A 26023-nucleotide genomic window follows, 5' to 3' on the forward strand; every position below is an offset into this window, starting at 1 on the left:
CTGTCAGGCCGCGCAGTCGGTGCAGATCATCACGCCGTTCTTCTCACTGGCCAGCCGGCTCCGGTGATGGACCAGGAAGCAGCTGGAGCAGGTGAACTCATCGGCCTGCTTCGGCACCACCCGCACGGAAAGCTCTTCGCCGGACAGGTCTGCGCCGGGTAGCTCGAACGACTCGGCGGTCTCCGATTCGTCGACATCCACCACGGCTGATTGCGCCTCGTTGCGCCGCGCCTTGAGCTCTTCCAGCGAATCCTCGGAAACCTCGTCAGCTTCGGATCGCCGCGGGGCGTCGTAGTCGGTAGCCATCGTCTGTGTCCCCTCCCTTACCTTGCAGCAGAGGTTTGTACCAGCGTCGAACGCATTCCCCAAATGATTCGTGCCCGTATTGCCACACGTTCCACTGTGATTTACATCACAGTGGCGTCTGAGCTCTGCTGCGTCCACCGCCACCCTTGCCCTTAGAGTGCAGGTGTGGTCGCGCAAATCACCGATGGCACCGCCTTCGACCGGCATGGTCGACCGTTCCGTCGGCGCAGTTTCGTTCCGGGCATCGTGCTGTTCGTCGCGCTTGCGCTGGTGACGCTGATCGTCTGGATCATCGCGCTCAATCAACCCACCGATGTGCACGAGGCCGCGGTCTGCAACGACCCGCCGCCTGCCGCCGACCCGGCAACCCCGAAACTGGGCGAACAGGTGGCCCGCTCGGCGATGACCGAGGTGACTCCCGCGCCGCTGGCCGAAACCAAGATCCGGGTGCTCAACGCCAGCGGGCAGGGCGGTCAGGCCGGCGAAGTGGCCGGGGCGCTGCGTGACCTGGGCTTCGCCCAACCCGAGGCCGCCAACGATCCCATCTACTCCGCCACCCGGCTGGAGTGTCAAGGCCAGATCCGGTTCGGCCCATCCGGCCGTGCTGCCGCCGCCGCGCTGTGGCTGGTGGCTCCCTGCACCGAGTTGTTCCAGGACGAAAGGCCGGACGCCACAATCGATCTCGCCCTGGGCACCGAGTTCAGCGAACTGGCCAGCAGCGACAACATCAACGCCGTGCTGGCCAGCCTGCGCCCGGATGCCACCGCGCCGTCCGACCCCGAACTGCTGTCAAAGATCCATACCGGCGCCTGCTAGCGCATCGTGCAGAGCGTCGGCGATGCCCGGCGCCGAGGCGGCCACCTGCTCGATGTCGGAGGTGCTGGGCACCCAGACCGTGGCTCCGGCCTCGGCGGCGATCAGCGCGGCCGCGGCCCAGTCCCAGACTTGAACGCCCGCTTCGTAGTAGGCATCCAGCCGGCCCGCGGCCACCATGCACAGATCGAGCGCGCACGAGCCGATGCGGCGAATGTCGCGGACCGCAGGCAGGATCTGGGCCAACACACCGGCCTGCTCGGCGCGCTGGAGCGTGTCGTAGGCGAATCCCGTCCCCAACAACGCCATCGACAGATCCTCGGCGTTGCTGCACCGCAGCGGGATCCGCACCCCGGACCGAACGACCGCGGCCCCATGCCCCAGCGCCGCCGAGTAGACCTCACCGGCAGCCACATCTGCGACAGCGCCGGCCACCGACCGTCCGTCGTACTGCACGGCCACCGACACCGCATATGCCGGAATTCCATAGACGAAGTTCACCGTGCCGTCGATCGGGTCGATCACCCAGCTGAGTCCACGACGACCGTCCTGGCGGCCGCCCTCCTCCTCCCCCAGGATCGCCTCGCCGGGGCGCAACACCGCCAGTCGCTCGCGCAGCCATCGTTCGGTCTCGGTGTCGACGATCGTGACGGGATCCGTCGGGGTGCTCTTGGATCTGATAGTCCGGACGTCGTCACGTACCCGGGACCCGTCGGAGTTCACGGCGCTACCGAACACCTCGGCACGACGACGCAGGACGAACTCGGCGGCTTCGGTAGCCAATTGCTCGGCGACCACCCGCAGGGCTGGAGCATCGAATCTGTTGTCGGTCACCGCTCTATCGCAACATCTTCCGACCGAAAAGTCGCTTCGGCATGGACGCCGGCACCAACCCGGGGCGTTCGACCGCAAGGTTCAACCACCACACCGTTCAGCGATTAGGGTGGGAGCGCGCCTTGGTTTGTCCCTCCGCCTGTCCCGCAAAGGAGCACCCATGACCGCACCCGACGCGCCCGCAACAGGTTCGGGGCCCGGCGGCGACTCCGGTCGCCGCGGATTCGGTGTCGACGTCGGTGGCAGCGGGATCAAGGGCGGGATCGTCGACCTCGACACCGGCCAGTTGGTCGGCGAGCGATTCAAGCTCGACACGCCGCAACCGGCCACCCCCGACGCCGTGGCGAAAACTGTCGCCGCGGTGGTTGCCGAGTTCGGCTGGACCGGACGAGTGGGTGTCACCTATCCGGGCGTCGTCACCGACGGCATCGTGCGCACCGCCGCCAATGTCGACAAGGGTTGGATCGGCGTCAACGCCGCCGAGGCGATCAGCGCCGCGCTCGGCGGTCAACCGGTGCGCGTACTCAACGACGCCGACGCCGCCGGTCTCGCCGAGGAGCACTACGGGGCGGGCAAGGACAACTCCGGGGTCGTGGTTCTGCTGACATTCGGCACCGGCATCGGCTCGGCGGTGATCCACAACGGTGTCTTGTTGCCCAACACCGAATTTGGCCATCTGGAGGTGGGCGGCAAGGAGGCCGAACACCGTGCCGCGTCCTCGGTCAAGGAACGCAAGGGCTGGAGTTATGCCCGCTGGACCGAGGAGGTGAACAAGGTTCTGGTGGCCATCGAGAATGCGATCTGGCCGGACCTGTTCATCGCCGGGGGTGGCATCAGTCGCAAGGCCGACAAGTGGCTGCCCTTGTTGAAGATCCGCACCCCGATCGTGCCCGCGGCGTTGCTCAACAGCGCGGGCATCGTGGGTGCCGCCATGGCCAGTCAGGAACCCGTGGTGGTTGTCGGACCCCGACCTACCGTCGGGTAACTTTGCCGCTTCGCGACGCTGAGCTGTCGAAATTTGCCGCTCGACGCGGTGTACACCCACACTGTCGTTACAATGGTCCTCGGCGGCCGCCTACCGAATAGCGGTGTATATCCCAGCCGATAGCAACGCCGACATTCGACAGCAGACGCTTTCGGTGGAGCATGCCCATGCCCACCGAGAATTTCGCGAGACCGAAAGGGTGTACGTGGCAGCGACAAAGGCAAGCCCGGCGACCGACGAGCCGGTGAAGCGCACCGCTACCAAGACTCCCGCCAAGAAGGCTCCAGCCAAGCGGGCAGCCAAGAGCACCGCGGCCAAGGCCGAGGGCGGCACCGCCACCAAGCGCGCCCCTGCCAAGAAGGCGCCCGCCAAGAAGGCCACCAAGGCCGCGGCGGGCAAGCCCGAGGACGTCAACGACGATCTGGACACCGGCGACGACCTGGAGGCCGGCCCGGGTGAGGATCTCGACGTCGAGGACACCGACCTCGAACTCGACGACGATCTCGACACCGACGACGACGTCGAGGACTCCGACGACGACGAAGAGGACGAGGACGAAGCCGAGGAGGGCAAGGACGCCAAGGCCGCTGCACCGGCTGCCGGTAAGGCAGTCAAGAGCGACGAGGAGCACCCGGAGCCGTCCGAGAAGGACAAGGCCTCCGGCGACTTCGTCTGGGACGAGGAAGAGTCCGAGGCGCTGCGCCAGGCGCGTAAAGACGCCGAGCTGACGGCATCGGCCGACTCGGTCCGCGCCTACCTCAAGCAGATCGGCAAGGTCGCGCTGCTCAACGCCGAGGAAGAGGTCGAGCTCGCCAAGCGCATCGAGGCCGGGCTGTTCGCCACCCAGAAGATGGCGGAGTTCGCCGAGAAGGGCGAGAAGCTCACCACCCAGGTGCGACGGGACTACCAGTGGATCTGCCGCGACGGAGACCGCGCGAAAAACCACCTGCTGGAAGCCAACCTGCGTCTGGTGGTGTCCCTGGCCAAGCGCTATACCGGCCGCGGCATGGCGTTCCTAGACCTCATCCAGGAAGGCAACCTGGGTCTGATCCGCGCCGTGGAGAAATTCGACTACACCAAGGGTTACAAGTTCTCCACGTACGCCACCTGGTGGATCCGTCAGGCCATCACCCGCGCCATGGCCGACCAGGCCCGCACCATCCGTATCCCGGTGCACATGGTCGAGGTGATCAACAAGCTGGGCCGTATCCAGCGCGAGCTGCTGCAGGACCTGGGCCGCGAGCCCACGCCCGAAGAGCTGGCCAAGGAAATGGACATCACGCCGGAGAAGGTGCTGGAGATCCAGCAGTACGCGCGTGAGCCCATCTCGCTGGACCAGACCATCGGCGACGAGGGCGACAGCCAGCTCGGTGACTTCATCGAGGACTCCGAGGCCGTGGTGGCCGTGGACGCGGTGAGCTTCACCCTGCTGCAGGATCAGCTGCAGTCGGTGCTCGAGACGCTCTCGGAGCGCGAAGCCGGCGTGGTGCGGCTGCGGTTCGGCCTGACCGATGGTCAGCCGCGCACGCTCGACGAGATCGGCCAGGTCTACGGCGTCACGCGCGAGCGCATCCGTCAGATCGAGTCCAAGACCATGAGCAAGCTGCGGCATCCCAGCCGTTCGCAGGTACTGCGGGACTATCTGGACTGAGCCCCCGGACAATCAGAGAAGATCGGCCCCTCCGTCCAACGGAGGGGCCGATCTCTTACTTGCTGTCCGAAGCGGCGGACGCCTTGCCGGACGCGGCGCCGCCACGCGAAGCGCTTGCCGCGCCGACACTCTTGGACGCCTTCTTCGCCGCGTCCTTGAGGCCGGTGACCGAAGACTTCACCGTGGACCTCAGCTGCCCGCCGGCATCAGAACCGCCGCTGCGCAACCGCTCGTCGGCGCGCTTGGTGGCGGTGAAGGCCTTGCCGCGCCTGACCAGGTTGCCGCCGGTCACATCCGTTGCCCCCTTACCGCGCACCGTGGACGTCGCGTTCTCGGGCGCGCCCGAGCGGTCGGTGCCGTTCAAGCGCTGTGCAGCCTTCGGCTCGGACACCACGGTGTTGAGCGGCTTCAACATGTCGGTGGCCGGACCGGTCTTGGATACAGAACTCTTGACCGTGTCGGATACCGTGTCGGTGACCTCGGTTGCCGGTTCGGGTTTCGGGGTGCCCACCTTGCCGATGGCCTTGTCGACGCGCTTGATCACCTCGGCGCCGACCGCTCGGTCGAACTTGGCCATCGAGAACGCGGCATCGGCGACACTGCGGTTGATCGCCGTCGCCACCTTGATCACGTCACCGGTGGCGAACGAGTCCGTCACCTGTGTCATGGCGGCGGCGAGCTGACGGGTCAAGGTGCGCACCTGCACCCCGATCTCATGGCTGAGCGTCGGCTCGGGGCTGAACCGCTGACCATTCCAGTCCACCAGCGTCCAGCCGTCCTCGGGGTTGCCCTCGATGACGACGTAATCGGTGTTGCCCAGCGCGTGCTGGCTCAGCAACATGCCCTTCTCCGCCAGCGTGAGATTCTGGGCGTTCATCATCGTCCAGAACATCATGGTGCCGCCGTGCGAGAACACGATCGCGTTGCGATCACCCTTGTCATACATCGTTTTCAGCGCACCGTCGACCCGCGCATCGAATTCGTTGCCGTCGATCGAACCTGGGATCCGAGCTGCGAGTTGACCGGCGAACGCCCAGGCGATCGGGGCCTGGAGATAGCCGCCCATCGCCCCGCTCTCGGGTGTGCCCTCGTAGTCTCCTGCTTCGATCTCCTGCAGGCCGGGCAGCACCTGGATCGGCAGCCCCAGGTATGCCGACAAGGGTTCGGCGGTCTGCTGAGTACGGATCATCTGCGATGCGTAGATGGCGTCGTAGTTGTTGTCTCCTAGCCTGTCGACCACGGCCCGCGCCTGCTCACGCCCGAGCGGGGTGAGCGACGGCCCGGGTGTCGAGGTGTCGATGTTGCCCGACGTATTGCCCGCGGACTGGCCGTGACGCACGAAGGTAACCCGCATGTTCTCGGCGGCCCAGGCGGGCAGCACTGACATCACGAAAAAGCCGAAGGCGGTCAGCACGATGCCCAGGCTTTTCCATGTCGTTCTCGAACGACGACGCACCGCGGGTACGGCGCCGATGTCGAACTTGCGTTGTCGGTCCATTGCCTCTCCATCTGTCAGTTGTCGAGCGCGCCGTGGTGACGGCTCGATTTGCCCGGTCGAATACGACGCTCGACAACGGATTTCGCCGATGTGTCGACCACCTCATAGCGCCGGGCCATGTGATCGTGCGCACTTACCGCACCGCGAGGCGTTGCGGTCTCGCTCAGCGGTACAAGATCTCGAGCGGTGCGGTAAGGCGGCGTATCCATGACGACCTGTGCCGGTCGCTGCCCAATCGCATTGGTGCGGTGGCGGTTTCCGTTGACTATCGACTGGCGCCCGAGTCACGCTGGCCGGCAGCCGTCGAGGACGTGAGCGCCCGCCGGGATCGCTATGCGGACAGATCCTGGTGGATGTCGAAGCCTTTGTAACCGGCGGCAGCGACGTCGGCGATGATCTCGCCGTACACGCCGAACCCTCCGACAAACGGCATGAACACCCGCGGCTTCCCCGGGATGTTCGCCCCCAGGTACCACGAATTCGCCTGCGGCATCAGGGTTTCTGCAGCACGGCGAGTGCATTCGGCCACCCACTCGGCAGCGGCGTCCTCGCGGGCCTCGATCGCCGGAGCCCCGTGGGCGTCGAGGTAGGCGATGGCATCGGCCACCCAGTTCAGATGCAGTTCCGAATGCAGCACCATGTTGGCCAAGACGGAAGGGGCGCCCGGGCCGGCGATGTTGAAGACGTTGGGGAAACCGGGAACGCCCAGACCGAGGTAGGTCACGGGCCCCTCGGCCCACGCCTCGTTGAGGGTTCGTCTGCCCCGGCCCACCACGTTGAGCTTCTGGACCGAACCGGTCATCGCGTCGAATCCCGTGGCCAGCACCAATGCATCGAGGTCGTAATGCGCATCGGTGGTATCGACACCCGATGGGTCGATCCGCTCGATCGGCGTCGCCCGCAGATTCACCAACGAGACGTTGTCCCGGTTGAAGGTTTGGAAATAGTTGTCATCGGTGCAGATTCGCTTCGCGCCGATCGGATGGTTCTTGGGGATCAACACCTCGGCCACGGCCGGGTCGTCGATCACCGCCCGGACCTTCCGCTCCCAGAACAGCCGTGCGGTGTCATTGGCCTCGATGGTGACCAACTGGTCCGGGAAGGCCTTGGAGAACAACACTCCACCCAGTTCCCAGCGCCGCTCGTAGGTCTGCTGAAGTTCCTCGGCGGAAACCTCCAAGGCGGACTTGGGGTGCGGCTGGTGCGGTGAGCCGCCGCCACTGAGCATCGAGAGCCTGCGACGCTCGGCGTATCCGGCCTTCTGCGCGGCCCGTGTCTCATCGTCGAGCGGAATGTTGCCGGCAGGCACGCTGTAGTTCGGGGTGCGCTGGAAGACGATGAGCTGTTCGGCTTCGCTGGCGATACACGGGATCGCCTGGATGCCAGAGGATCCGGTGCCGATCACACCGACCCGTTTACCGGTGAAATCAACACCTTCGTGCGGCCAGTGCGCGGTGTGATAGACCGCGCCAGCGAACGATTCGAGATCCTCGATCGCGGGGATGTTCGCATTCGACAGCGGTCCGACCGCCAGGATGCAGAAGCGGGCGGAAACCACGTCGCCGCGGTCGGTGCGCACGTCCCAGCGCAGCGTCTCCTCGTCGAGCACCATATCGGTCACCCGGGTGCCGAACGAGATGTCGCACCGCAGGTCGAACCGGTCGGCCACGTGGTTGAGGTAGGCCAGGATCTCCGGTTGGGTGGCATACTTCTCGGTCCAGTTCCACTCCTGCTCAAGGTCTTTGTCGAACGAGTATGAGTAGTCCACGCTCTCGACGTCACACCGCGCACCCGGATAGCGGTTCCAGTACCAGACCCCGCCGACGCCGTCGGCGGCCTCGAACACTCGGACCGAAAGACCTTGCTTCCGAAGGCGATGCAGTGCGTACAGACCGGCGAAGCCGGCACCCACCACGACGACATCCACCGAGGCAGAGGATTTTTCAGCGGTACCGGACGGAGCTGACTGCGGTCTCACTATCGTTGCCTTTCGATTCAATATTCGGTGCGTCACGTTACGAAGTCCGTGTGCGGCGGACAGCACGTGTCTCACTCACCGGTACGCAGCACCCGCTGACCGGCGTCTTCTCTCGATTTCGGGGTGGATGGAGCGACCGCGAACCGTCTACTCCCGCTGGGTGAGACTCACGCCCCGCCGACAGCCCCCGCGATTATCGTTGCGGTCATCCTGCGGCCGCCCGGCGGCTGCATCAACGCTCGATCCAGCTCAGTGTCAATCTGAAAGGAAGTTGTTGGGATGCACGCAGATTCGGAGAGCTTGTCGGATGTCGTCGCGATCGTCACCGGGGGTGCGCGCGGCCTCGGAGCGTCCTTCGCCCAGCACATCGTGGCGCACGGCGGCAAGGTGGTGATTTCGGACGTACTCGACGACGACGGCGCCGCGCTGGCCGCCGACCTGGGCAGCAATGCGCGCTACGTCCACCTCGACGTGACCGATGCGGTGCAGTGGCGATCCGCGGTGGAGCTCGTCCAGTCAGAGTTCGGCACATTGAACGGCCTGGTCAACAATGCCGGCATCTCGACCGGCCAGTTCATCGAACATGAACCGCTCGACCATTTCCGCACCGTGCTCGAGGTGAACCTGGTCGGAGTCTTCAACGGGCTCCAGGCCGTCATCGCTCCGATGCGTGCCGCCGGCGGAGGCTCGATCGTCAACATCTCGTCGGCTGCCGGGCTGATGGGCCTGGCGCTGACAGCCGGCTACGGCGCTTCCAAGTGGGGCGTGCGCGGGCTGAGCAAGATCGCCGCTGTAGAGCTGGGCACCGACCGGATCCGGGTGAACTCGGTGCATCCCGGCATGACGTACACGCCGATGACCGCTCAAGTTGGCATCACACCGGGCGAGGGCAACTACCCCAACACTCCGATGGGCCGCGTGGGTGAAGCCGACGAGATCTCGGGCGCGGTCTGTTATCTGTTGTCCAGCGCTTCGAGCTACGTCACCGGTGCAGAGATCGCCGTCGACGGCGGCTGGACGGCCGGACCGACCGTCAAATACGTGATGGGACAGTGATGATCACGAAACGACGTGAGGGCCGCCGCATCAGGGCGATACCGCCCTCGACTCGGTGAGCACAGTTGACAGGCCCACGTGGGCATCCCGCCACAACCGCTGTACGGCGTTGCCGCGACGCAGGACGTCGACGTTCGAGTGACAGACGATCTCGTCGATTGCCCGTACCGCCCGGCGGGCCGCGGCGATCTGATCGCGGCGTACACGTGCCCGCATCCCGGCGTCGACCGGGCCGTCCAGCACCCGGTTGAAGGACTCGGTGAGCGTGTCGAGTAGCACCAGCCGCGACGCCCGGATTTCTGCGGCCGCATGTTCTTCGACCGGACCGTCGCCACCGGTGGCCTCGACATGATGCGTCAGAGCGCCCTCGGCCATGCCGATCACCGCCGCCGTGATTCCCAGCGGCGCAATGGTGCCGAGCGGGATGTGGTAGATCGGATTGCGCAGACCGGCATGTCCTGCCGCGGTACCGTCGACGATGCTGTGGTGGTTCAGCAGCCGGTGTCCTGGGATGAAGACGTCATCGATCGCGATGTCCTTGCTTCCGGTCCCGATCAGTCCGATGACATTCCAGGATTCGTCGTCGATCCGCAGATCCTCCCGCGGCACAAGCGAATACCCCAGCCCGGTGGAGTCTCCCGAGCCCACCACGCGGGCGCCGACGACGACCCACTCGCAGTGGTCGATGGCCGCGACCGATCGCCACTGCCCCGAGAGCCGATAGCCGCCGTCGACCGGCAGGAGTACGCCGGCCGGGGCGTGCGCCGAGGCGATCCAGACGTCGGAGTCCGCCTCCCACACCTCATCTCGCAGCCGGCGCTGGGCAAAGGCCAATGCCCACGGCGGCACGCCGACCGACCCGGCAACCCAGCCCGCCGCCCCGTCCAGCCGGGCGATCTCGACCACGGCCTCGGCGAAGTCCCCCGGATGTGTCTCGATTCCGCCGAACTCCTCTGGCTGCAGCATGTGCATGACGCCGGACTGACGCAGCGCCTCGACGGCCCGGTTGTCGAGCCGGCCGAGCTTTTCGTTGACGGGCCCGAGTCCCAGTATCAGATCAGCATTCTCGTCGATGCCGTCCAGAACGTCGCTGGTCATTTCACTACCACGCATCCAAAACTCCCTTGTCGCGCGTCTGGCACGCTGAGCCCATGGTGAGGTACCGCACCTCTTCGCTTGCACCTGATCCCGCTCAGTGAGATTGTGGGGAACTCAGTTTCGATGTCCCAGGGGGCGCACAATGCCGGCATCCAGCAGAACCCAGTCAGCACGGCCACGCGCCGAACAGGGCGAGGCGGCCGTTTCGATGGTGGACCGGGTCGCGCTGATCTTGAACTCCTTCGACGAACCCGGCAAACATCTACGGCTGGATCAGATCGCGAGCCGCACGGGGCTGCCCCGATCATCGGTGCATCGCATCCTCAAACAGCTGCACAGCGCCGGGCTTCTGCGGCACCGCCCCGACGGTTACTCGCTGGCGGCCTCTCCACTGCCGGTGACTCGGATGATCGACCACTCACAGCTGCGCAGCGTGGCGTCTCCGACGCTGTCCCGCCTGCATGCCGACACCGGCCTCGTGGTCCACCTCGGCGTGCTCTTCGGCGGGGATGTGGTCTATCTCGACAAAGTGGCCGGACGCAACAGCGCTGTGGTGCCCACACGCGTCGCGGGCCACACGCCGGCGCATGCCAGTGCCCTGGGCAAGACCATGCTGGCCGAGCTGCCCGCCGAGGAGGTCGACGCCGTCCTGGGACCGCGTCTGACGCGGTCCACGCGGTCCACCATCAGCGATCTGGAGACCCTGCACCGCGAACTCGCGCGGATCCGCTCCCGGCACGGGCTCGCCTACGACAACGAAGAGCTGGCGATCGGCCTGACCAGCGTGGCAGCACCGCTGCGCTCTGCCGACGGCGAAGTGGCGGGCCTGTCACTGACCGGCGCGGTCCCGTTGCATCGCCTGCAGCGAACCGCGCCGTTCGTGATCCGGGCCGCCCGGCACATCTCCCAGCAGCTCGGCACACGCGATTCCGCTTCGGCAGCCACCTCACAGTCCCAGGCCACCGACAACATGCTGTCCCGCGTGTTGCGGACGCTCACCTCCGATGCGTGGGTCTGACGAAGCGATCACCAGACGATCTCGTCGACCTCCATGCCGAACGCGTGGCGGCCCACGAGCGACAGCACCTGCTCCACGTTGCTGGCGACATGGGTCCGCGCGGTCTGGACATCCCGCCACACCCGTTCCAGCAGCTCATCTCCGATATCGCCGGCCCGTGAATGCGCCATGAATGTCCGGATGGCCGCGACAGCCCGCTCCGAGGCCAGTACCTGGTCGCGCCGCGACCGCAGCACCAGGTCGTTGCCCGGAGCCAGATCTGTGCGCGCACAGTCCATGAGGTCGCCGATGTTGCGTTCGATCTGCCGGCCCGACAGTTCGAGGTCGCTGCACGCCATGGCCACCGGATCGACCGACGAACCGCGCTCGGGTTGCAGTGCGGACAGGATGTTCTCGGCGGCACCCAGCAGGGGAACCGTGCCCGTGTGGGTGTACATGGTGGGCTGCGGCAACCGGTACAACGGAGCCAACGAGCTGAGCTGGTCACTGCTGACCCAGCCGAACGTGCGGTACCTCGGCACGACCGCACCCGAGACGACGACGTCGTGCGCGCCGATCCCGCGCAATCCCACACTGTTCCACGTCGTTTCCACGACGTAGTCCTCACGCGGCACCAGCGCCACCAGGAAGTCCTGGGCGGCACCGTCCTCACCGACCAGCACCGCGGCAGCCATCAGCCACGACGCATGCAGGATTCCGGTGCACCTGCTCCACCGGCCCGACAACCGGAACTCCTCCCCCGCGCGTTCGAGCCGACCCGTCGGGGCATACGACTCGCCGAGCAGGGTCCGTGGATCCGGGCCCCACACGTCGTGCTGGGCTCGGTGGTCGAACAAGGACAGATGCCAGGTGTTGACGCCCAACCCACCGGCCAGCCACCCCGTGGAGGTGCAGGCCGCGGACAGCTCGCGGGTGACCGCCAGGTACTCGGCCGGGTCGGCCTCCGTCCCGCCGAACGCCTTGGGCCGCAGCATCGCAAAGAAACCCGCATCGTGCAGACCGGTGATCACCGTGGGGTCGACGGCCCCGGCCTGGTCGACGTCGGCCGCGGCCGCGGCGATCGCCGGCAGTGCCTGGCGCACCGCGCTGCGCACATTCTGCGTCATCGTTGCCGCCCTGTCCTGCCCGTCCGGTATGTCACCATCGTGGATACCATTCGTCGCCCCTCCCAGGAGGTCATATGGCCGAGCCGACCGGCGCCCCCGGCGTCGAGCCCACCCTCTCGGCCGCTGAATCGATTGCTGTCGTGCGTGATTCGGAGTCCGGCCGGTTGCTGCAGCCGGTGCGACACGGCGGTCGTGCGGGGTCGCCGGCCGAATTCGTCACGGCGGTGGCCGACCTGGCCGAGCGCGACGGGTCCGCAGGGTGGCTCGCCGCCGCCGTCAACGCCGCGGCCTACCTCGTGGCCGGACTGGGCGGCGCTGCGGCCGAACGGGTGTGGGGCGCCGACGCGGCTGCGCTGGTGACCGCTGACGTGGAGCCTCAGGGGCAGTTGACCGCCCGCGACGGCCGGTTTCGGCTGACCGGTCGCTGGGAGTCGGTGACCGGTGCGCACGTCGCGGATTGGCTGCTGCTGGGCGCAGTGAACGGGGGCACAGTCCGTTACGTCCTTGTTCCCCGTGTCGCGGCACAGGTGGACCGTACCGTCGGCCTGCACGGTCTGGAGGGCGCCGGAATCAGTGACGTCACGGTGTCGGACACGCCCGTCGACAACGACTGCGTGATCTCGCCGCCTGATGACGACCTCTGGGGCACAGTTGAATTGGACGATATGCGGCCTCCCTACGCGATCGTCGCCGGAGTCGGGCGGGCCGCCGCCGTGGTCGGCGCCGCCCACGGGGTGTGGCGCGCTCACGTCGGCCAGGTCCGCGGGCGGCTGGCCACGTCATACGGCAGCGAGGACACCACCGAACTGACCTCGTCGGCGGTACTGGTAGCCAAGGCGGAATCCGACATCGACGCTGCCCGGCTGCAGTTGGCCACCGCGTTGAGCGCCGATGCCGGCGGTGCCGCCACGGCGCTGCGGCAGGCCGTCACCCGGGCGCGCAACGCGGCCGACCAACTGCTCAGCAGCGGCAGTCGTCATGCGCTCGACGTGAGCGACCCGGTGACCCGGCTGTGGTTCGACGTCCTAGCCGGATACCGCCTGACGATCCGTGGACTCGACACGCCCGCCGTCGGCTGACCCGGCCCGCGCCGACAATTCGGCCAGGACGTGCGGCACGCGGTCGGCGATCCCGTACGGGTCCGGCACCTGCTCGCCACAGGTGAGCACGCAGACCGCCATCTCGTCGCGGTAGCTCCAGCCGGTGAAGTTCAGCCCCATCGGGAACACGATCGGCCCCGAGGAGATCAGCTGCTCGATCGGAGCACCGCCCCAGTAGAGCGTTTCCTGCGGACCGCGCATGTTGGACGCGATCAGGCTGAACATCGGACGGCGCTTCATCTTGGCCCCCAGGATCGGCAGCACACGCGAGTACAGCCAGAACAGCGGCCAATACTCCATCCAGTCATGCTGCAGCCAGGCGTCCCGCTCGGCCTGCACCTCGCGCGCGGCCCGGGTGGCCGATGCGACCGCTGCCAGGCGCTCGACCGGGTCGGCGATGTGGGTGGCGAGGTCGACGTTCCAACGCGCCACCTTGTTGCCCCACTCGGCCTCGGTTTCGGCCGGTCGCATGGACACGGGCACGACTGCGGTCATGCTCTCGTCCGTGGCCCGCCCGCTCTCGGTCAGGTAGTCGCGCAGGGCGCCGCCGCAGATGGTCAGGAACACATCGTTGATGGTGACGCCGAATGCCTTGGACACGCGCTTGATCTCGGTGACGTCGCACCGTCGGTAGGCGAATCGACGGCTGGCCGAGAACGGTTCGTTGAACGGCATCGCCGGTGCGGCGAAAGCCTCTGCGTAGCCCGGCTTTCCGGCCTTCTGCCGGCGGCGGATCACACCGGTGACGGCCACGGTGCGCGCGATGATGCCGGGAAAACGGGCCAGCGCGGCGATCTGGTGACGCAGCACCAGTGGCCACCAGACCCATGGTGCGGGCCGCTGCTCGTTGCGAAGCGGCGTCCGTGCCGGCTGTGGGAGCGGGGTGGACGGGTCGGCGCTGTAGAGGGTTTCGAGCAGGCGCAGCGACGCGGTGCCGTCGGCGACGGCGTGGTGAATCTTCAGCACCAGGGCGATACGGGCGTCCTTGAGACCTTCGACGTACCACAGCTGCCAGGCCGGGCGGTCGCGGTCCAGCGCGACCTCGAAGATCTCACCGATGGTCGCGGCAAGTTCCTCGTCACCGCCGGGCGCGGGAGCTGTGGTCCGCTGGATGTGATGCTCGATGTCGATCTGTGGGCGCGCCGCCCACCACGGCCGGCCGAAACCCACCCGGGGGGACAGCAACTGCCACTGCATCGGCTCTACGTGGTCGACCCAGCCCTGCACGGCGCTCTTGACCCGGTCGAACGTGAGCGGCTCCGAAACCTGGCTCGGATCCAGAACGACGGCCTTCATCGTGTGTTGCGGTTGGACCGAGCTCTCCCACGCCAGGAAGCTGTTGTCCTCGCCCTTCAAACGCCGCATTCTCAACCTCGCTTGTCCTCACCGTCGACACGGCTCCTTTGTGGCTGCCATCACTCTTCACCAATCGTGTGGCCCAGTAGACAAGCTGTCTCGGCCAGCGAGACTTCACCGCCCGCACCCGGCACGATGGGACCTACGGTTTGCGCCATGAAGCGAGCTAATCCGCGCAATTCCAGCCTCGCCGCCAGGATCAACCGGTTCCGGATGATCGCGCGCAGCGTCGCCGTACTGCGCGAGTCAGGCCTGTCCGGCGGGGCCGCCGACGGCCTCCGGCAGGCCAAACTGGTCCGCCAGTTCGGGGGCTTCGCCGCCGTCATCGAGAGCGCCGCCGCCCGCAATCCCCACGCCATCGCGATCACCGACGAATGGGGCGACGTGACGTTCGCTCAGCTCAACGGCCGGGTGAATGCCCTTGCGCGGGCCTGGAACTCACGCGGTATCGGCGCGGGTTCGGTGATCGCGGCGTTGTGCCGGGATCACCGCGGCCTGGTCACCATCCTGGCCGCGGCGGGCAAGGTCGGGGCGCAGCTGCTGCTGATGAACACCGGCTTCGCCAAGCCGCAGTTCGCGGACGTGGCAACCCGCGAGAAGGTCAGCGTGCTGATCTACGACGAGGAGTTCACCGACCTCGTCAGTGGCATCGATCCCGGTGTACGCCGCTTCCTGGCCTGGACCGACGAACGCTCGACGGCCGATATCGAGGGCTCGTTGGAAGGTTTGATCGCCGCCACCTCGCCGGCGCCGGTCGCCGCGCCCGCCAAACCGGGCGGGATGACGCTGCTGACCAGTGGCACCACCGGAACACCCAAGGGCGCCCCGCGCGGCAAGACCTCTCCCCTGTTCTCCGCCCAGTTGCTGGACCGGGTGCCGCGCCGCCGCGGACAGACCTGCATGCTCGCCGCGCCGATGTTCCACGGCACCGGGCTGGGACAGGCCGTGCTGTCACTGGCGCTGGGCAACCGCCTGGTGCTACGTCGCAAGTTCAGCCCGGAGCAGACGCTACGCGCGGTCCAGAACCACCACTGTGACGTGCTGGTCGTCGTGCCGACGATGCTGCAGCGAATCCTGGCTCTACCCAAGGATGTTCGTGACCGCTACGACACGTCGTCGCTGAAGATCATCTTCGTCTCGGGCTCGGCCATGCCGCCCGATCTGGTGGAGCGCACCCTGGCCGAATTCGGTCCGGTGCTCTACAACCTCTACGGCTCAACCGAACTCGCCGTCATGACCGTGGCGATGCCCGAAGATCTCAAGCATGATCCCCGCACCGCGGGTAGGCCCCCGGTCGGGTGCGTGGTGCGCCTGTACGACTCGGCGGGCAACGAGATCACCGAACCGGGCGTGATCGGACGGGTGTTCGCCGGCAGTGACGTGAGCTTCGCCGGTTACACCGACGGCCGCACCAAAGAGTCGATCGACGGATTGCAGAGCAGCGGCGACGTCGGCCACTTCGATGACGCCGGTCGCCTCTACATCGACGGCCGTGACGACGACATGGTGATCTGCGGTGGCGAGAACGTCTACCCGTTGGAGGTGGAGAACCTGATCACCGGCCATCCCGACGTCGACGAGGTGGCAGTGATCGGAGTCGACGACGACGATTTCGGCCAGCGGCTCAACGCCTACGTGGTGCTGGTCGACGGGGCGACGGTGGACGCCGACGACATCAAGGACTATGTCCGGTCGAACCTGGCGCGGTACAAGATCCCCCGCGACGTCGAGTTCCTGAACAAGTTGCCCCGCAACGCCACCGGCAAGGTGCTGCGCGGCGAATTGACGGGCGGCGCCCGGTGACTGACGTGAACACATCAGAAGACACCATGAAGCGCGAAGTCGCCGGCCGCATGGGCGACGCATTCGCACCGATCCTCGAAGGCGGCATGGATCCCGTCGCCGCGGCTGCCGAAGTGCGGGCCCGGCTCAAGGCCAGCCGGCGGCCGGCCCGGCCCATGCAGGTGGCCCATGTCGAAAACCGCGCCATCCCGGGCCCCGCCGGCGACATCCCGGTGCGGATCTACCATCCGCTCGACACTGCCGAGTCCCGCGCCGGCCTGCCGGTCCTCGTCTACTTCCACGGTGGCGGATTCGTGCTGTGCGATCTCGACTCACACGACTCGTGCTGTCGCAGGCTCGCCAACGGCATCGGCGCGATCGTCGTCTCGGTCGACTACCGGCTGGCCCCCGAGCACCCCTACCCCGCCGCGGTCGACGATGCCTGGGCGGCAACGGAATGGGCGGCTGCCCACGCCGGCGAGCTCGGCGGTGACCCGGCCCGGCTCGTGGTCGCGGGCGACAGCGCCGGCGGCAACCTGGCTGCCGTGATCGCCTTGACGGCCCGCGACCGGGGCGGACCGGCCATCGCATTCCAGCTGCTGATCTACCCGGTGGTGGATCAGCGTCGCAAGTCGTCGCTGTCCAGCCCGCACACCAAGAGCGGGGTGCTGACCGCCGAACACATGCAGTGGTTCACCGCCCAATACCTCGGCGCGAGCGGCGCCCAGGCCGAGGTGTCGGCATCGCCGATTCTCGGTGACCTGACCGGCCTTCCGGATGCGCACGTGCTCACCGGGGCCCTGGATCCACTGTGCGAGGAAGGCGAGGAATACGCCCGCATGCTCGCCGCCGGCGGCGCGAAGGTGAGCGTCCGGCGTTACGAGCGCGGATTCCATGGATTTTTCAACCTCGCCGACCACCTTCCCGCCGCAGCCGAAGCCACCGAAGACGTGTGCGCCGTCGTCCGTGAAGCCCTGAACACCCCGACCTGACTCGCGACCACACCTGAAAACCACTGAAAGGCAACCCATGAAGCTGAGGAACTCCCGCGCTCTGGTCACCGGCGCGAGCCGCGGCCTGGGCAAGAGCATCGCCGAGGTGCTGGCCGCGCGCGGTGTCGACGTCGCCGTGGTGGCGCGCGACGCCGAGGCGCTCAACCTGCTCGTCAAGGAGATCGGCGGTAAGGCCTACCCGACCGATCTGGGTGACGCGGTGGCAGTGGAGGACCTGCTGGACCGGGTCGAGGCCGACGGACCGGTGGACATCGTGATCAACAACGCCGGTATCGACCACGTCGGCCGGTTCCACCAGGTCAGCCCGGAGCAGATCCGTAACCTGCTTCAGGTCAATCTGGCCGCGCCGATGGACATCTGCCGCCAGGCGATACCCCGCATGGTGCAGCGCGGGCGGGGCCACATCGTCAATGTTTCGTCGATGGGCGCCATTTCGCAGGGGCCGGGCCTGACCCTGTACGGCACGTCGAAGGCCGGGCTGAGCCACTTCACCGCCGGGATCCGCGGCGAGCTGCGGGGCAAGCCCGTCGGCACCACGCTGGTGCAGGTCGGCGAGGTGAAGACCGACATGATCGACCACATCCGCGCATTCGGCCCGGCGCGGCGCACCATCGAGCGCTCGATCCGATGGCGGATGATCCCGCGCGATCAGTTGGACCCGGCAGTGGTCTCGGAGGCGATCGCCGCTGCCATCGAGCACAACCGGCGCCACGTGATCCTGCCGCGCAACATCGTCCCGATGGCGAAGTTCACGGAATTCCCCCGCCGCGTCTCCGAACTCATGCTGACCGGCATCGACCAGGACAACGACTGATGCCCGGCGTGGACCTGTCCGGCAAGGTTGCGATCATCACCGGCGCCGCCCGCGGGCAGGGCGAGGCCGAGGCGCGGTTGTTCGCCGAACTGGGTGCCAAGGTGGTGCTGACCGATCTTCTCGCTGCCGACGGTGAGCGGGTCGCCGCATCGATCGGTGCTGCCGCCCGCTTCGTCCGCCACGACGTCGGCAACGAACACGACTGGCGCACAGTGGTCGACACCGCCGTGCACGAGTTCGGTCGGGTCGACGCGCTGGTCAACAACGCGGCCATCTGCAAGGTGGTGCCACTGGCCGAGCAGGACACCGCCGGATTCGAACAGATGCTGCGGGTCAATCTCATCGGCGCGTTCCTCGGCATGCAGGCCGTCACCGATCCGATGAAAGCCGCAGGCGGCGGCTCGATCGTCAACATCTCATCGCAGGCGGGTGTGCAGGGCCTGGCCGGGTACACCGCCTACGGCGCCTCCAAGTGGGGTCTGCGCGGGATGTCGAAAGTGGCGGCAATCGAGCTGGGCCCGTTGGGTATTCGGGTGAACACGGTCTACCCCGGCATGATCGACACGCCGATGATCGCCCATCTGGAGGTGGAACGCGGGTTGGGTGGCCACCCCGGTGCGCCGCTGACCCGGGTCGGCACGCCCGAGGAGGTCGCCGATGTCGTCGCCTTCCTGGCCTCGGAAGCGTCGTCCTACATCACCGGCGCCGATCTGACCGTCGACGGAGGCGCCAGCGCGGGCCGGATCCCCGTCACCCCGGTCCACACCAACTGAGCCCGGCAGAGCACGCGTCGGCGCCCTGCGTGCAGAGCGCCGACGCATTCTCATTGGCCAGGCAACACCAGGATCTTGACGTGCGCCTCGGGGTCACGCAGCAACTCGAACGCCTCGCCCAGGCCGTCGAGTCCGACCCGACCCGTGATGATCGCCTCGGCATCGATCTCGCCGGCCGCCAACCGTGCCAGCACCTTCTCATAGGCCTGGTCGTAGGGTCCGTGCCCGAAGTTGATCGCGATCTGCCGCATCTGCGCCACCACGGGGATGATGGTCTCCTCCGCGAACGGCGAGGCCACCACCTGGATGCGCGAACCCCAGGGCAGGGTGTGGGTCAGTGTGTTCAACGTCCCGACGCGCCCGCTGCACTCGTAGGCGATCAGGAGACCGCCTCCGGTCTCGCCACTGCCCAGCAGCTCGTTGTAGAGGTCGATCGGATTCTGCTCGGTGGGGTCGACGACGACGTCGGCGCCCATCTTCGCGGCGAGCTCGCGGCGTTTGGGTGACGGCTCCGAGGCGATGACGGTGTGTGCGCCGGCCGCCTTGGCAGCCAGGATCGTGCCCAGACCGATCGATCCGCACCCGATCACCAGAGCAGTGTCCGCAGGTGTCAGACCGGACTGCTGCATGTGCATCTCGCCGACGTGCAGCGGCTCGGCCAGGGCAGCGTGTTCCAACGACAGGCCGTCGGGTACGTGGCGCACCCAGAAGGCGTCGACGACGATGAATTCGCCGAAGGCCCCGTGGTATCGGTTCGAGTAGCCGATGATCGTCGGAAGCCCGGTGCCCTGCTCCGTGGTGATTCCCAGCCCGGTGACCCTGTCCCCCTCGGCGAAATCCTCGACACCCGGGCCGGTTTCGACGACGGTGCCGGCCCACTCGTGTCCCAGCACCACCGGCCGGGTGGCGTCGAACACCGCGAACGGATAGCCCGCACCGGCGGCCACCTCGACGAACCGGCACGGATCCTTGGACATGCTCAGGTCGCTGCCACAGATGCCGCAGGCGGCCACCTTGATGCGCAGTTGCCCGGGACCGGTGGCGGGCGGTTCGGTGACGTCGGCGACGGTGAATTGGCCGTCGAAGTACTCCGCGGCGCGCATCACGCCCCCTGCCCGGCGAGCTGCTCGGCCGGCTGGCCGTAATAGTCGGTGTGTGCCTTGGTGATTGCGCCGATCAGGCCGCCGAGCAGGTATTCGCTGTTGTCCTCGGCGAACTGCAGGCTGGCCTGCCGGCCGGCGTTGCGGTTCTTGAAGTGCGGGACAACCTCCGACGCGAACAGCTCGTAACTGCGCTTGGTGTCCTCCCAACTGGCCATGTCCACATGCATGATCAACAGCGTCCCGAATCCGCCGGTCTTGTCGATGAGGCGCTCGATCTGAGCGATCGCGTCCTCCGGGGTACCGATGATGACCTGACCGAACTCGCCCAGATTGTCGGTGCGCCACTGGTTGATGATGCCGTCGGGGGTCTGCGCCCAGTCGGGATTGATGCCCTGTTGCCGGTTGACGTACTCGGCGATGGCATGGATTCGGCGGCTGACGACCCGCTCGGCTTCGGCCCGGGTCTCGGCGATGAACATCGGATTGACCAGGCGCCAGGTGGAGCGGTCCGCCTGATGCCCGTTCTCGGCCGAAACCTTCTCGTACACACCCCAGTTGCGGTCGAGAACGTCGAACCCGCTGGGCGAGCTGGCGGCCAGTGACAGCAAGGACAGTCCGTGCGTGCCGGCGAGCACCGAGCCGTTCGGCGAGATGGTCGAGGCGGTCGCCACCTCGATGCCGGCCGGGTCGTAGGTCGGCAGTTGGGCCCGCGCGTCGCGCAGGGTGAACCAGTCGGTCTCCATGTTGACGACCTCACCGCGCAGTAGCCGCAGTACTGCTTCCAGCGCCTCGCCCTGCATGCGACGCTGATCGATCGGGTTGATGCCCATCATGTGGGCGTCCAGCGGAATCTTGCCCGGGCCGGTGCCCACGATCAGCCGGCCGCGGGTCTGCAGATCGAGCTGGGTGATGCGGTCTGCAGTGACCAGCGGGTGGTGGTACGGCAGCGACATCACACCGGTGCCGAAGCGGATCCGCTCAGTGCGCTCAGCGGCTGCGGCGATGAAAACATCTGGCGCCGGGACGATTTCAGATCCTGTCGAGTGATGCTCCCCCATCCAGGCCTCGTCGAAACCGAGATGGTCGAGATGCTCCATCAAGTCGATGTCGCGACGCAGCTGCAGGGCCGGGTCGGCGTTGAGGGGGTGATAGGGCGCCAGGAACGCACCGAACTTGATCGAACTCGAATTCCACATGTCCGGCACGTTATCTGGATCGACTGATTGGATCAAGTGATCCAGAAATTTCGGCCGCAAATGCTTCCGGTGGACAGGACGGAAGAGTCAGGCGATCAGTCAGGAACCGAGCAGGCGATCGACGCCGCCGACAACGAACCGCACCAGGTCCTCGTAGAAGGCGCGCAGTTCGGTCTCGTCCAGTCGGCTGCCGTTGCGACGCCACTCGTCGGCCCGGCTCAGCGCCTGGATGAAGTTCATGATCGAGATGGCCCAGCGCAGTTCGAGCCGCGCCGGATCAGAGTCCGGGAACGCCCGCTGCACCTGGGTGAACAACTCCTCGGGCAGGTGCTGTTCGGTGTCGAGCAGTACCGGATTGTCGTCCTGCGAGATCTGCGCGATGATCTTGATCCATCGCATACCCCGGACCCGGTGGCGGAGCAGCAGTTTGAGATAGGGCTCGGTGACCGCGCGGACGAGCGCGTCGGCACCCGGCGCGTCAGCGTCGGCCGCAAGCGCCGCCACGTTGGCCGCGATCTCGTCGCGCACCGGTGCGCCGATGTCGGTGAGCACCGCGCGAAGCAGGTCGTCTTTGGATCCGAAGTGGTAGTGCACCGAGGCCGCGCCGAGACCCGCGGCGGCATTGACCGCCCGCACCGACACCGCGTCCACCCCCTGGGCGGCGAACAATCGTTCGGCAGCCTTCACGAGGCGCAGCCGCGTGGCCGCGCCCTGCCGGTTCTGAGCCGCGACAGACACCCGACGAGCATGGCACGCGTCGAACAGGCTGTTGAGCTGTGTTCTACGCCGACGGCGTGTCGTCGGCGAGCGGCACGAACCGCCCCTGGCCGTCTGGCGCATAGGTGGTGGTGGTCATCACAGCGTCCACGGGCAGCGGACCGTACAGATGCGGGAACAACATCGCGTCGGGATCACCCGGCACTCCGGGCTCCCAGCGCACCGGATCGGTCAACTTCGCCGGATCGATGTGCAGCAGCACCAGGTCGGTACGACCGGAATACAACCGATTCGCCGGCAGATGCACCTGCTCAGGAGCAGAAAGGTGAACGAAGCCCTGAGCGCTCAACGACGGCGGCCGGTGCAGGCCGCTACGCTGAGCCGCTGACCACTCATCCACGCTGCACAAGTGAACCAGGACACGCGGCGAGGGATGCATGACGTCAGCTTGCCCGGCCAGCAACAGCCCATCCAAGTGAGACACGACACACCGGTGAACCCCTGGGGAACAACGCCGGAAGCCAAATCGTCTGACAGAGTAGACATACGCAATCGAGGCGCCTTTGCCGAGATGCGCAGAGCAGAAGACGGAGGAGCCATGAACGCAACTCTGACAAGCCCGGAGCTAACCAGAGCCGATCGCTGCGATCGTTGCGGTGCGGCCGCACGCGTGCGCGCAAAGCTGCCCTCAGGGGCCGAGCTGCTCTTCTGCCAGCACCACGCCAACGAGCACGAAGCGAAACTGGTCGAGCTGGCCGCAGTGCTGGAGACCAGCGCGGCAGAAGCCTGACCGCCACCGGCCGACACCACCCGCCTGGGCAGGAGTACGTTTCGTCAGTAATGCTTGACTGGTCATGACTGGCCAGCCGCTTCCAGTACCACCAACACGCCACCACATCTGGCATCTCACTCGACGCACATTGTCGAAGAGCTGGGACGATTCCATCTTTTCGGAGTCGGCACAGGCGGCGTTCTGGTGTGCGTTGTCACTGCCTCCCCTCCTGCTGGGGATGCTCGGCAGCCTGGCCTATATCGCACCGCTGTTCGGGCCGGATACGCTGCCGACGATCCAGGATCAACTGATTAACGCGGCGAACAGCTTCTTCTCCCCCAACGTGGTCAACGAGATCATCGAACCGACGATCCGTGACATCGTCAGGGGCGCGCGGGGCGAGGTGGTCTCGGTCGGCTTCGTGATCTCGTTGTGGGCCGGCTCGTCGGCGGTGTCGGCGTTCGTGGACTCGATCGTGGAGGCCCACGATCAGACGCCGCTGCGGCACCCGGTACGGCAGCGGTTCTATGCGCTGGGTCTGTACGTGATCATGCTGCTCTTCACGATCGCAGCGGCGCCGGTGGTGGCGCTCGGGCCACGGGCGATCTCCGAACACATCCCCGAGGGCTTGGACAACGTGCTGCGGTACGGCTACTTCCCGGCGTTGTTCCTGGCGGTGTTCGTCGGCGTGACGATCCTTTACCGGGTATCGCTGCCGAACCCGATTCCGACGCACCGCCTGGTGCTGGGCGCGGTGCTGGCCACCGTGGTCTTCCTGGTGGCGACGTTCGGCCTGCGGATCTATCTGACGTGGATCACCAGTACCGGCTACACGTACGGGGCGCTGGCCACGCCGATCGCGTTCCTGCTGTTCGCGTTCTTCCTGGGATTCGCGATCATGCTCGGTGCCGAACTCAACGCCGCGATACAGGAGGAATGGCCTGCCGCGGATACGCACGCCCGGCGACTGCGGGAATGGCTGGAGGTCAAGGCCCTCAACGGCTCCCACCTCAACGGCTCCCACAATGACGAAGCTCAGGCACCGGTCGGAACGCCGGCGCCCGAGCGCGGGGACCCGCCTACTTCTTGAGGGACTCGTAGATCTTCTTGCAATCCGGGCACACCGGTGAGCCCGGCTTGGCCGCCTTCGTCACCGGAAATACCTCGCCACACAGCGCGACCACGTGCGTACCCATGACGGCGCTTTCGGCGATCTTGTCCTTCTTGACGTAATGAAAGAACTTCGGAGTGTCGTCGTCGGTCCCGTCGTCGACGCGTTCGTCGGTGTCCGGGCGGTCGATGGTTTGGGTCTGCATGTCTTTATTCTGCCTGGCTGGCGCGCACACCGAAATCCACCTGTCGCCACCCGGTCAGGGTGTGGAACAGTAGAGGTATGAAACAAAGCCACGAGCTGAGTTTCGACGACGATTTCGGCGACGATTTCGGCGAGGAAGCCCGCCCGATCCTCATCACCCAGGCCGCACCTGCTTACGAAGTGCAGCACCGTCAGCGCGTCCGCAAGTACCTGACGTTGATGGCCTTTCGCATCCCGGCACTCATCCTGGCCGCGGTCGCCTACAACATCTGGCAGAACGGGCTCATCTCGCTGGGGATCATCCTGCTGTCGATCCCGCTGCCGTGGATGGCGGTGCTGATCGCCAACGACCGACCGCCGCGCCGGGCCGAAGAGCCGCGCCGCTACGGCGGTCACGCGAACCGGATTCCGCTGTTTCCCACGGCGCAGCGGCCGGCCCTGCAGAGCGACGGGTACGTGGCACCGCAACCGGACCGGGATCGACGCGATGACGATGACCCCAGCTGAGCGGCTTCTTTAGCCATTCTTAGGACATTCTCAGGTCGGTCCGGAAAAACTGCAGCTCAACGGGCATGAAACCGGCGATCGGCGGGAACTCTCAAGGGGCCTACGACGTTGTAGGTCATGACAGTTCGAGCCGATCAGGAGGCCGTCATGGCAAATGCCACCACAAGCCGCGTCGACAGTGATCTGGACGCCCAGAGCCCTGCCGCCGACCTCGTGCGCGTGTATCTGAACGGCATCGGTAAAACGGCGTTGCTCAATGCCGCCGATGAAGTTGAGTTAGCCAAGCGGATCGAAGCGGGCCTGTACGCCCAGCACATGCTGGACACGAAAAAGCGCCTCGGCGAGAACCGCAAGCGCGACCTGGCCACTGTGGTCCGTGACGGTGAGGCTGCCCGTCGACACTTACTCGAGGCCAACCTGCGTCTGGTGGTCTCACTGGCCAAGCGCTACACGGGCCGTGGCATGCCGCTGCTGGATCTGATTCAGGAGGGCAACCTGGGTCTGATCCGTGCGATGGAGAAGTTCGACTACACCAAGGGCTTCAAGTTCTCCACGTACGCGACCTGGTGGATTCGTCAGGCGATCACCCGCGGAATGGCCGATCAGAGCCGTACCATCCGGCTCCCCGTCCACCTCGTCGAGCAGGTCAACAAACTGGCCCGGATCAAGCGGGAGATGCACCAGAACCTCGGCCGCGAGGCCACCGACGAGGAGCTGGCCGAGGAGTCCGGTATCCCGGTCGAGAAGATCAATGATCTGCTGGAGCACAGCCGTGACCCGGTGAGCCTGGACATGCCGGTGGGCACCGACGAGGAAGCCCCGCTGGGCGACTTCATCGAGGACTCCGAGGCGATGTCGGCCGAGAACGCTGTCATCTCCGAGCTGCTGCATACCGACATCCGCCACGTGCTGGCCACGCTCGACGAGCGTGAACAGCAGGTCATCCGGTTGCGGTTCGGCCTCGACGACGGCCAGCCGCGCACGCTGGACCAGATCGGCAAGCTGTTCGGCCTGTCGCGTGAGCGGGTCCGCCAGATCGAACGCGAGGTGATGGCCAAGCTTCGCAACGGCGAGCGCGCGGATCGACTCCGCTCGTACGCCAGCTAGTCCCCCTCATGACGTGGCCCCGCGGGTGGGGGGGGGGGGGGGGGGGGGGGGGTGGCGGGCGTTTCGCCGGGCAGGACCCGCCCCCGCCCGCCCCCGGGGGTAAACCCCGAGAGCCCGCCGCGACC

The 26023-nt window shown here is 66.7% G+C and carries 27 protein-coding genes; 15 read left to right on the forward strand and 12 right to left on the reverse strand.

Annotated elements, in window-relative coordinates; genetic code table 11:
* Window positions 1-3 precede the first annotated feature (3 nt).
* On the reverse strand, window positions 4-306 hold the full coding sequence (locus A5740_RS15820; RefSeq protein ID WP_003880601.1) for a DUF4193 domain-containing protein: 303 nt from the start codon (window positions 304-306) through the stop codon (window positions 4-6).
* Window positions 307-471: 165 nt separating this feature from the next.
* Between A5740_RS15820 and cei the strand changes: the two genes are divergently transcribed.
* Complete coding sequence (cei, locus tag A5740_RS15825) at window positions 472-1122, forward strand: envelope integrity protein Cei (protein ID WP_076195425.1); 651 nt, start codon at window positions 472-474, stop codon at window positions 1120-1122.
* Here the strand turns inward: cei and A5740_RS15830 are convergent.
* On the reverse strand, window positions 1096-1953 hold the full coding sequence (locus A5740_RS15830; RefSeq protein ID WP_076195426.1) for an inositol monophosphatase family protein: 858 nt from the start codon (window positions 1951-1953) through the stop codon (window positions 1096-1098). The two genes, cei and A5740_RS15830, sit on opposite strands and share 27 nt — an antisense overlap.
* A gap of 160 nt (window positions 1954-2113) precedes the next feature.
* On the opposite strand from A5740_RS15830, the gene ppgK reads away from it, so the two are divergent.
* Both ppgK and A5740_RS15840 read left to right on the forward strand, forming a co-directional pair.
* Window positions 2114-2938: a polyphosphate--glucose phosphotransferase gene (gene ppgK / locus A5740_RS15835; RefSeq protein WP_076195427.1), complete on the forward strand. Its 825-nt coding sequence runs from the start codon at window positions 2114-2116 to the stop codon at window positions 2936-2938.
* A 205-nt stretch (window positions 2939-3143) separates the two neighbouring features.
* Window positions 3144-4589, forward strand: coding sequence for an RNA polymerase sigma factor (locus tag A5740_RS15840; RefSeq protein ID WP_254849203.1), 1446 nt, complete (start codon window positions 3144-3146; stop codon window positions 4587-4589).
* A gap of 55 nt (window positions 4590-4644) precedes the next feature.
* On the opposite strand, the gene A5740_RS15845 is transcribed toward A5740_RS15840, so the two are convergent.
* Entirely contained in the window at window positions 4645-6087 is a 1443-nt protein-coding gene (locus A5740_RS15845; protein ID WP_076195429.1) for a histidine phosphatase family protein, read from the reverse strand.
* Between A5740_RS15845 and A5740_RS29395 the strand changes: the two genes are divergently transcribed.
* Complete coding sequence (locus A5740_RS29395; RefSeq protein ID WP_083654159.1) at window positions 6021-6458, forward strand: alpha/beta hydrolase fold domain-containing protein; 438 nt, start codon at window positions 6021-6023, stop codon at window positions 6456-6458. The two genes, A5740_RS15845 and A5740_RS29395, sit on opposite strands and share 67 nt — an antisense overlap.
* Here A5740_RS29395 and A5740_RS15855 read toward each other — a convergent pair.
* Window positions 6419-8014, reverse strand: a complete 1596-nt coding sequence (locus A5740_RS15855; RefSeq protein ID WP_139335159.1) for an NAD(P)/FAD-dependent oxidoreductase — start codon at window positions 8012-8014, stop codon at window positions 6419-6421. The genes A5740_RS29395 and A5740_RS15855 overlap by 40 nt on opposite strands.
* A gap of 330 nt (window positions 8015-8344) precedes the next feature.
* Here A5740_RS15855 and A5740_RS15860 point away from each other — a divergent pair, with 330 nt between their 5' ends.
* The gene (locus A5740_RS15860) at window positions 8345-9121 is read left to right on the forward strand and encodes an SDR family oxidoreductase (protein WP_076195431.1); all 777 of its coding nucleotides are present in this window, start codon (window positions 8345-8347) and stop codon (window positions 9119-9121) included.
* A 30-nt stretch (window positions 9122-9151) separates the two neighbouring features.
* Here the strand turns inward: A5740_RS15860 and A5740_RS15865 are convergent, their stop codons facing one another.
* On the reverse strand, window positions 9152-10234 hold the full coding sequence (locus A5740_RS15865; protein ID WP_083654161.1) for a hypothetical protein: 1083 nt from the start codon (window positions 10232-10234) through the stop codon (window positions 9152-9154).
* A gap of 127 nt (window positions 10235-10361) precedes the next feature.
* On the opposite strand from A5740_RS15865, the gene A5740_RS15870 reads away from it, so the two are divergent.
* A complete protein-coding gene (locus tag A5740_RS15870; protein ID WP_254849204.1) occupies window positions 10362-11237 on the forward strand; it encodes an IclR family transcriptional regulator in 876 nt (291 codons plus the stop codon).
* A gap of 8 nt (window positions 11238-11245) precedes the next feature.
* Here the strand turns inward: A5740_RS15870 and A5740_RS15875 are convergent, their stop codons facing one another.
* Window positions 11246-12343 (reverse strand): acyl-CoA dehydrogenase family protein, encoded by a 1098-nt coding sequence (locus A5740_RS15875; protein WP_076195433.1) that lies wholly within the window; start codon window positions 12341-12343, stop codon window positions 11246-11248.
* Between the two features lie 74 nt (window positions 12344-12417).
* On the opposite strand from A5740_RS15875, the gene A5740_RS15880 reads away from it, so the two are divergent.
* Entirely contained in the window at window positions 12418-13422 is a 1005-nt protein-coding gene (locus A5740_RS15880; protein ID WP_076195434.1) for a hypothetical protein, read from the forward strand.
* On the opposite strand, the gene A5740_RS15885 is transcribed toward A5740_RS15880, so the two are convergent.
* Entirely contained in the window at window positions 13369-14808 is a 1440-nt protein-coding gene (locus A5740_RS15885) for a wax ester/triacylglycerol synthase family O-acyltransferase (RefSeq protein WP_076195435.1), read from the reverse strand. The two genes, A5740_RS15880 and A5740_RS15885, sit on opposite strands and share 54 nt — an antisense overlap.
* A gap of 147 nt (window positions 14809-14955) precedes the next feature.
* Here A5740_RS15885 and A5740_RS15890 point away from each other — a divergent pair, with 147 nt between their 5' ends.
* Genes A5740_RS15890 through A5740_RS15905 form a run of 4 tightly spaced genes read left to right on the forward strand, consistent with a single transcriptional unit; the run spans window position 14956 to window position 19181 of the window.
* The gene (locus A5740_RS15890; RefSeq protein WP_076195436.1) at window positions 14956-16602 is read left to right on the forward strand and encodes an AMP-binding protein; all 1647 of its coding nucleotides are present in this window, start codon (window positions 14956-14958) and stop codon (window positions 16600-16602) included.
* Window positions 16603-16607: 5 nt separating this feature from the next.
* A complete protein-coding gene (locus tag A5740_RS15895; RefSeq protein ID WP_254849205.1) occupies window positions 16608-17573 on the forward strand; it encodes an alpha/beta hydrolase in 966 nt (321 codons plus the stop codon).
* 37 nt (window positions 17574-17610) lie between these two features.
* Window positions 17611-18408, forward strand: coding sequence for an SDR family oxidoreductase (locus A5740_RS15900; protein WP_076195437.1), 798 nt, complete (start codon window positions 17611-17613; stop codon window positions 18406-18408).
* Window positions 18408-19181 carry a glucose 1-dehydrogenase gene (locus A5740_RS15905; RefSeq protein ID WP_076195438.1) on the forward strand — a complete coding sequence of 258 codons (774 nt, stop codon included), beginning with the start codon at window positions 18408-18410 and terminating at the stop codon, window positions 19179-19181. The genes A5740_RS15900 and A5740_RS15905 overlap by 1 nt, the downstream gene beginning before the upstream one ends.
* 50 nt (window positions 19182-19231) lie before the next feature.
* On the opposite strand, the gene A5740_RS15910 is transcribed toward A5740_RS15905, so the two are convergent.
* From A5740_RS15910 to A5740_RS15925, 4 genes are all read right to left on the reverse strand, one after another.
* Window positions 19232-20284: an alcohol dehydrogenase catalytic domain-containing protein gene (locus A5740_RS15910; protein WP_076195439.1), complete on the reverse strand. Its 1053-nt coding sequence runs from the start codon at window positions 20282-20284 to the stop codon at window positions 19232-19234.
* A complete protein-coding gene (locus tag A5740_RS15915) occupies window positions 20284-21480 on the reverse strand; it encodes an LLM class flavin-dependent oxidoreductase (protein WP_076195440.1) in 1197 nt (398 codons plus the stop codon). Before A5740_RS15915 ends, A5740_RS15910 begins: the two co-directional genes overlap by 1 nt.
* A 99-nt stretch (window positions 21481-21579) precedes the next feature.
* The gene (locus tag A5740_RS15920; protein WP_076195441.1) at window positions 21580-22218 is read right to left on the reverse strand and encodes a TetR/AcrR family transcriptional regulator; all 639 of its coding nucleotides are present in this window, start codon (window positions 22216-22218) and stop codon (window positions 21580-21582) included.
* Between the two features lie 43 nt (window positions 22219-22261).
* Window positions 22262-22636 (reverse strand): DUF952 domain-containing protein, encoded by a 375-nt coding sequence (locus tag A5740_RS15925; protein ID WP_076195456.1) that lies wholly within the window; start codon window positions 22634-22636, stop codon window positions 22262-22264.
* Between the two features lie 159 nt (window positions 22637-22795).
* On the opposite strand from A5740_RS15925, the gene A5740_RS15930 reads away from it, so the two are divergent.
* Together A5740_RS15930 and A5740_RS15935 are read left to right on the forward strand one after the other, a co-directional pair.
* Window positions 22796-22987 carry a hypothetical protein gene (locus A5740_RS15930; protein WP_003880579.1) on the forward strand — a complete coding sequence of 64 codons (192 nt, stop codon included), beginning with the start codon at window positions 22796-22798 and terminating at the stop codon, window positions 22985-22987.
* A 64-nt stretch (window positions 22988-23051) separates the two neighbouring features.
* The gene (locus A5740_RS15935; RefSeq protein WP_076195442.1) at window positions 23052-24059 is read left to right on the forward strand and encodes a YihY/virulence factor BrkB family protein; all 1008 of its coding nucleotides are present in this window, start codon (window positions 23052-23054) and stop codon (window positions 24057-24059) included.
* On the opposite strand, the gene A5740_RS15940 is transcribed toward A5740_RS15935, so the two are convergent.
* Complete coding sequence (locus tag A5740_RS15940; protein WP_076195443.1) at window positions 24049-24285, reverse strand: DUF3039 domain-containing protein; 237 nt, start codon at window positions 24283-24285, stop codon at window positions 24049-24051. The two genes, A5740_RS15935 and A5740_RS15940, sit on opposite strands and share 11 nt — an antisense overlap.
* Before the next feature lie 77 nt (window positions 24286-24362).
* Here A5740_RS15940 and A5740_RS15945 point away from each other — a divergent pair, with 77 nt between their 5' ends.
* Together A5740_RS15945 and A5740_RS15950 are read left to right on the forward strand one after the other, a co-directional pair.
* Entirely contained in the window at window positions 24363-24791 is a 429-nt protein-coding gene (locus A5740_RS15945; protein WP_076195444.1) for a DUF3099 domain-containing protein, read from the forward strand.
* Between the two features lie 117 nt (window positions 24792-24908).
* A complete protein-coding gene (locus tag A5740_RS15950; protein ID WP_256386373.1) occupies window positions 24909-25898 on the forward strand; it encodes a sigma-70 family RNA polymerase sigma factor in 990 nt (329 codons plus the stop codon).
* Window positions 25899-26023: the final 125 nt, after the last annotated feature.

The organism is Mycobacterium sp. GA-1841, from assembly GCF_001954135.1.
GTDB lineage: Bacteria > Actinomycetota > Actinomycetes > Mycobacteriales > Mycobacteriaceae > Mycobacterium.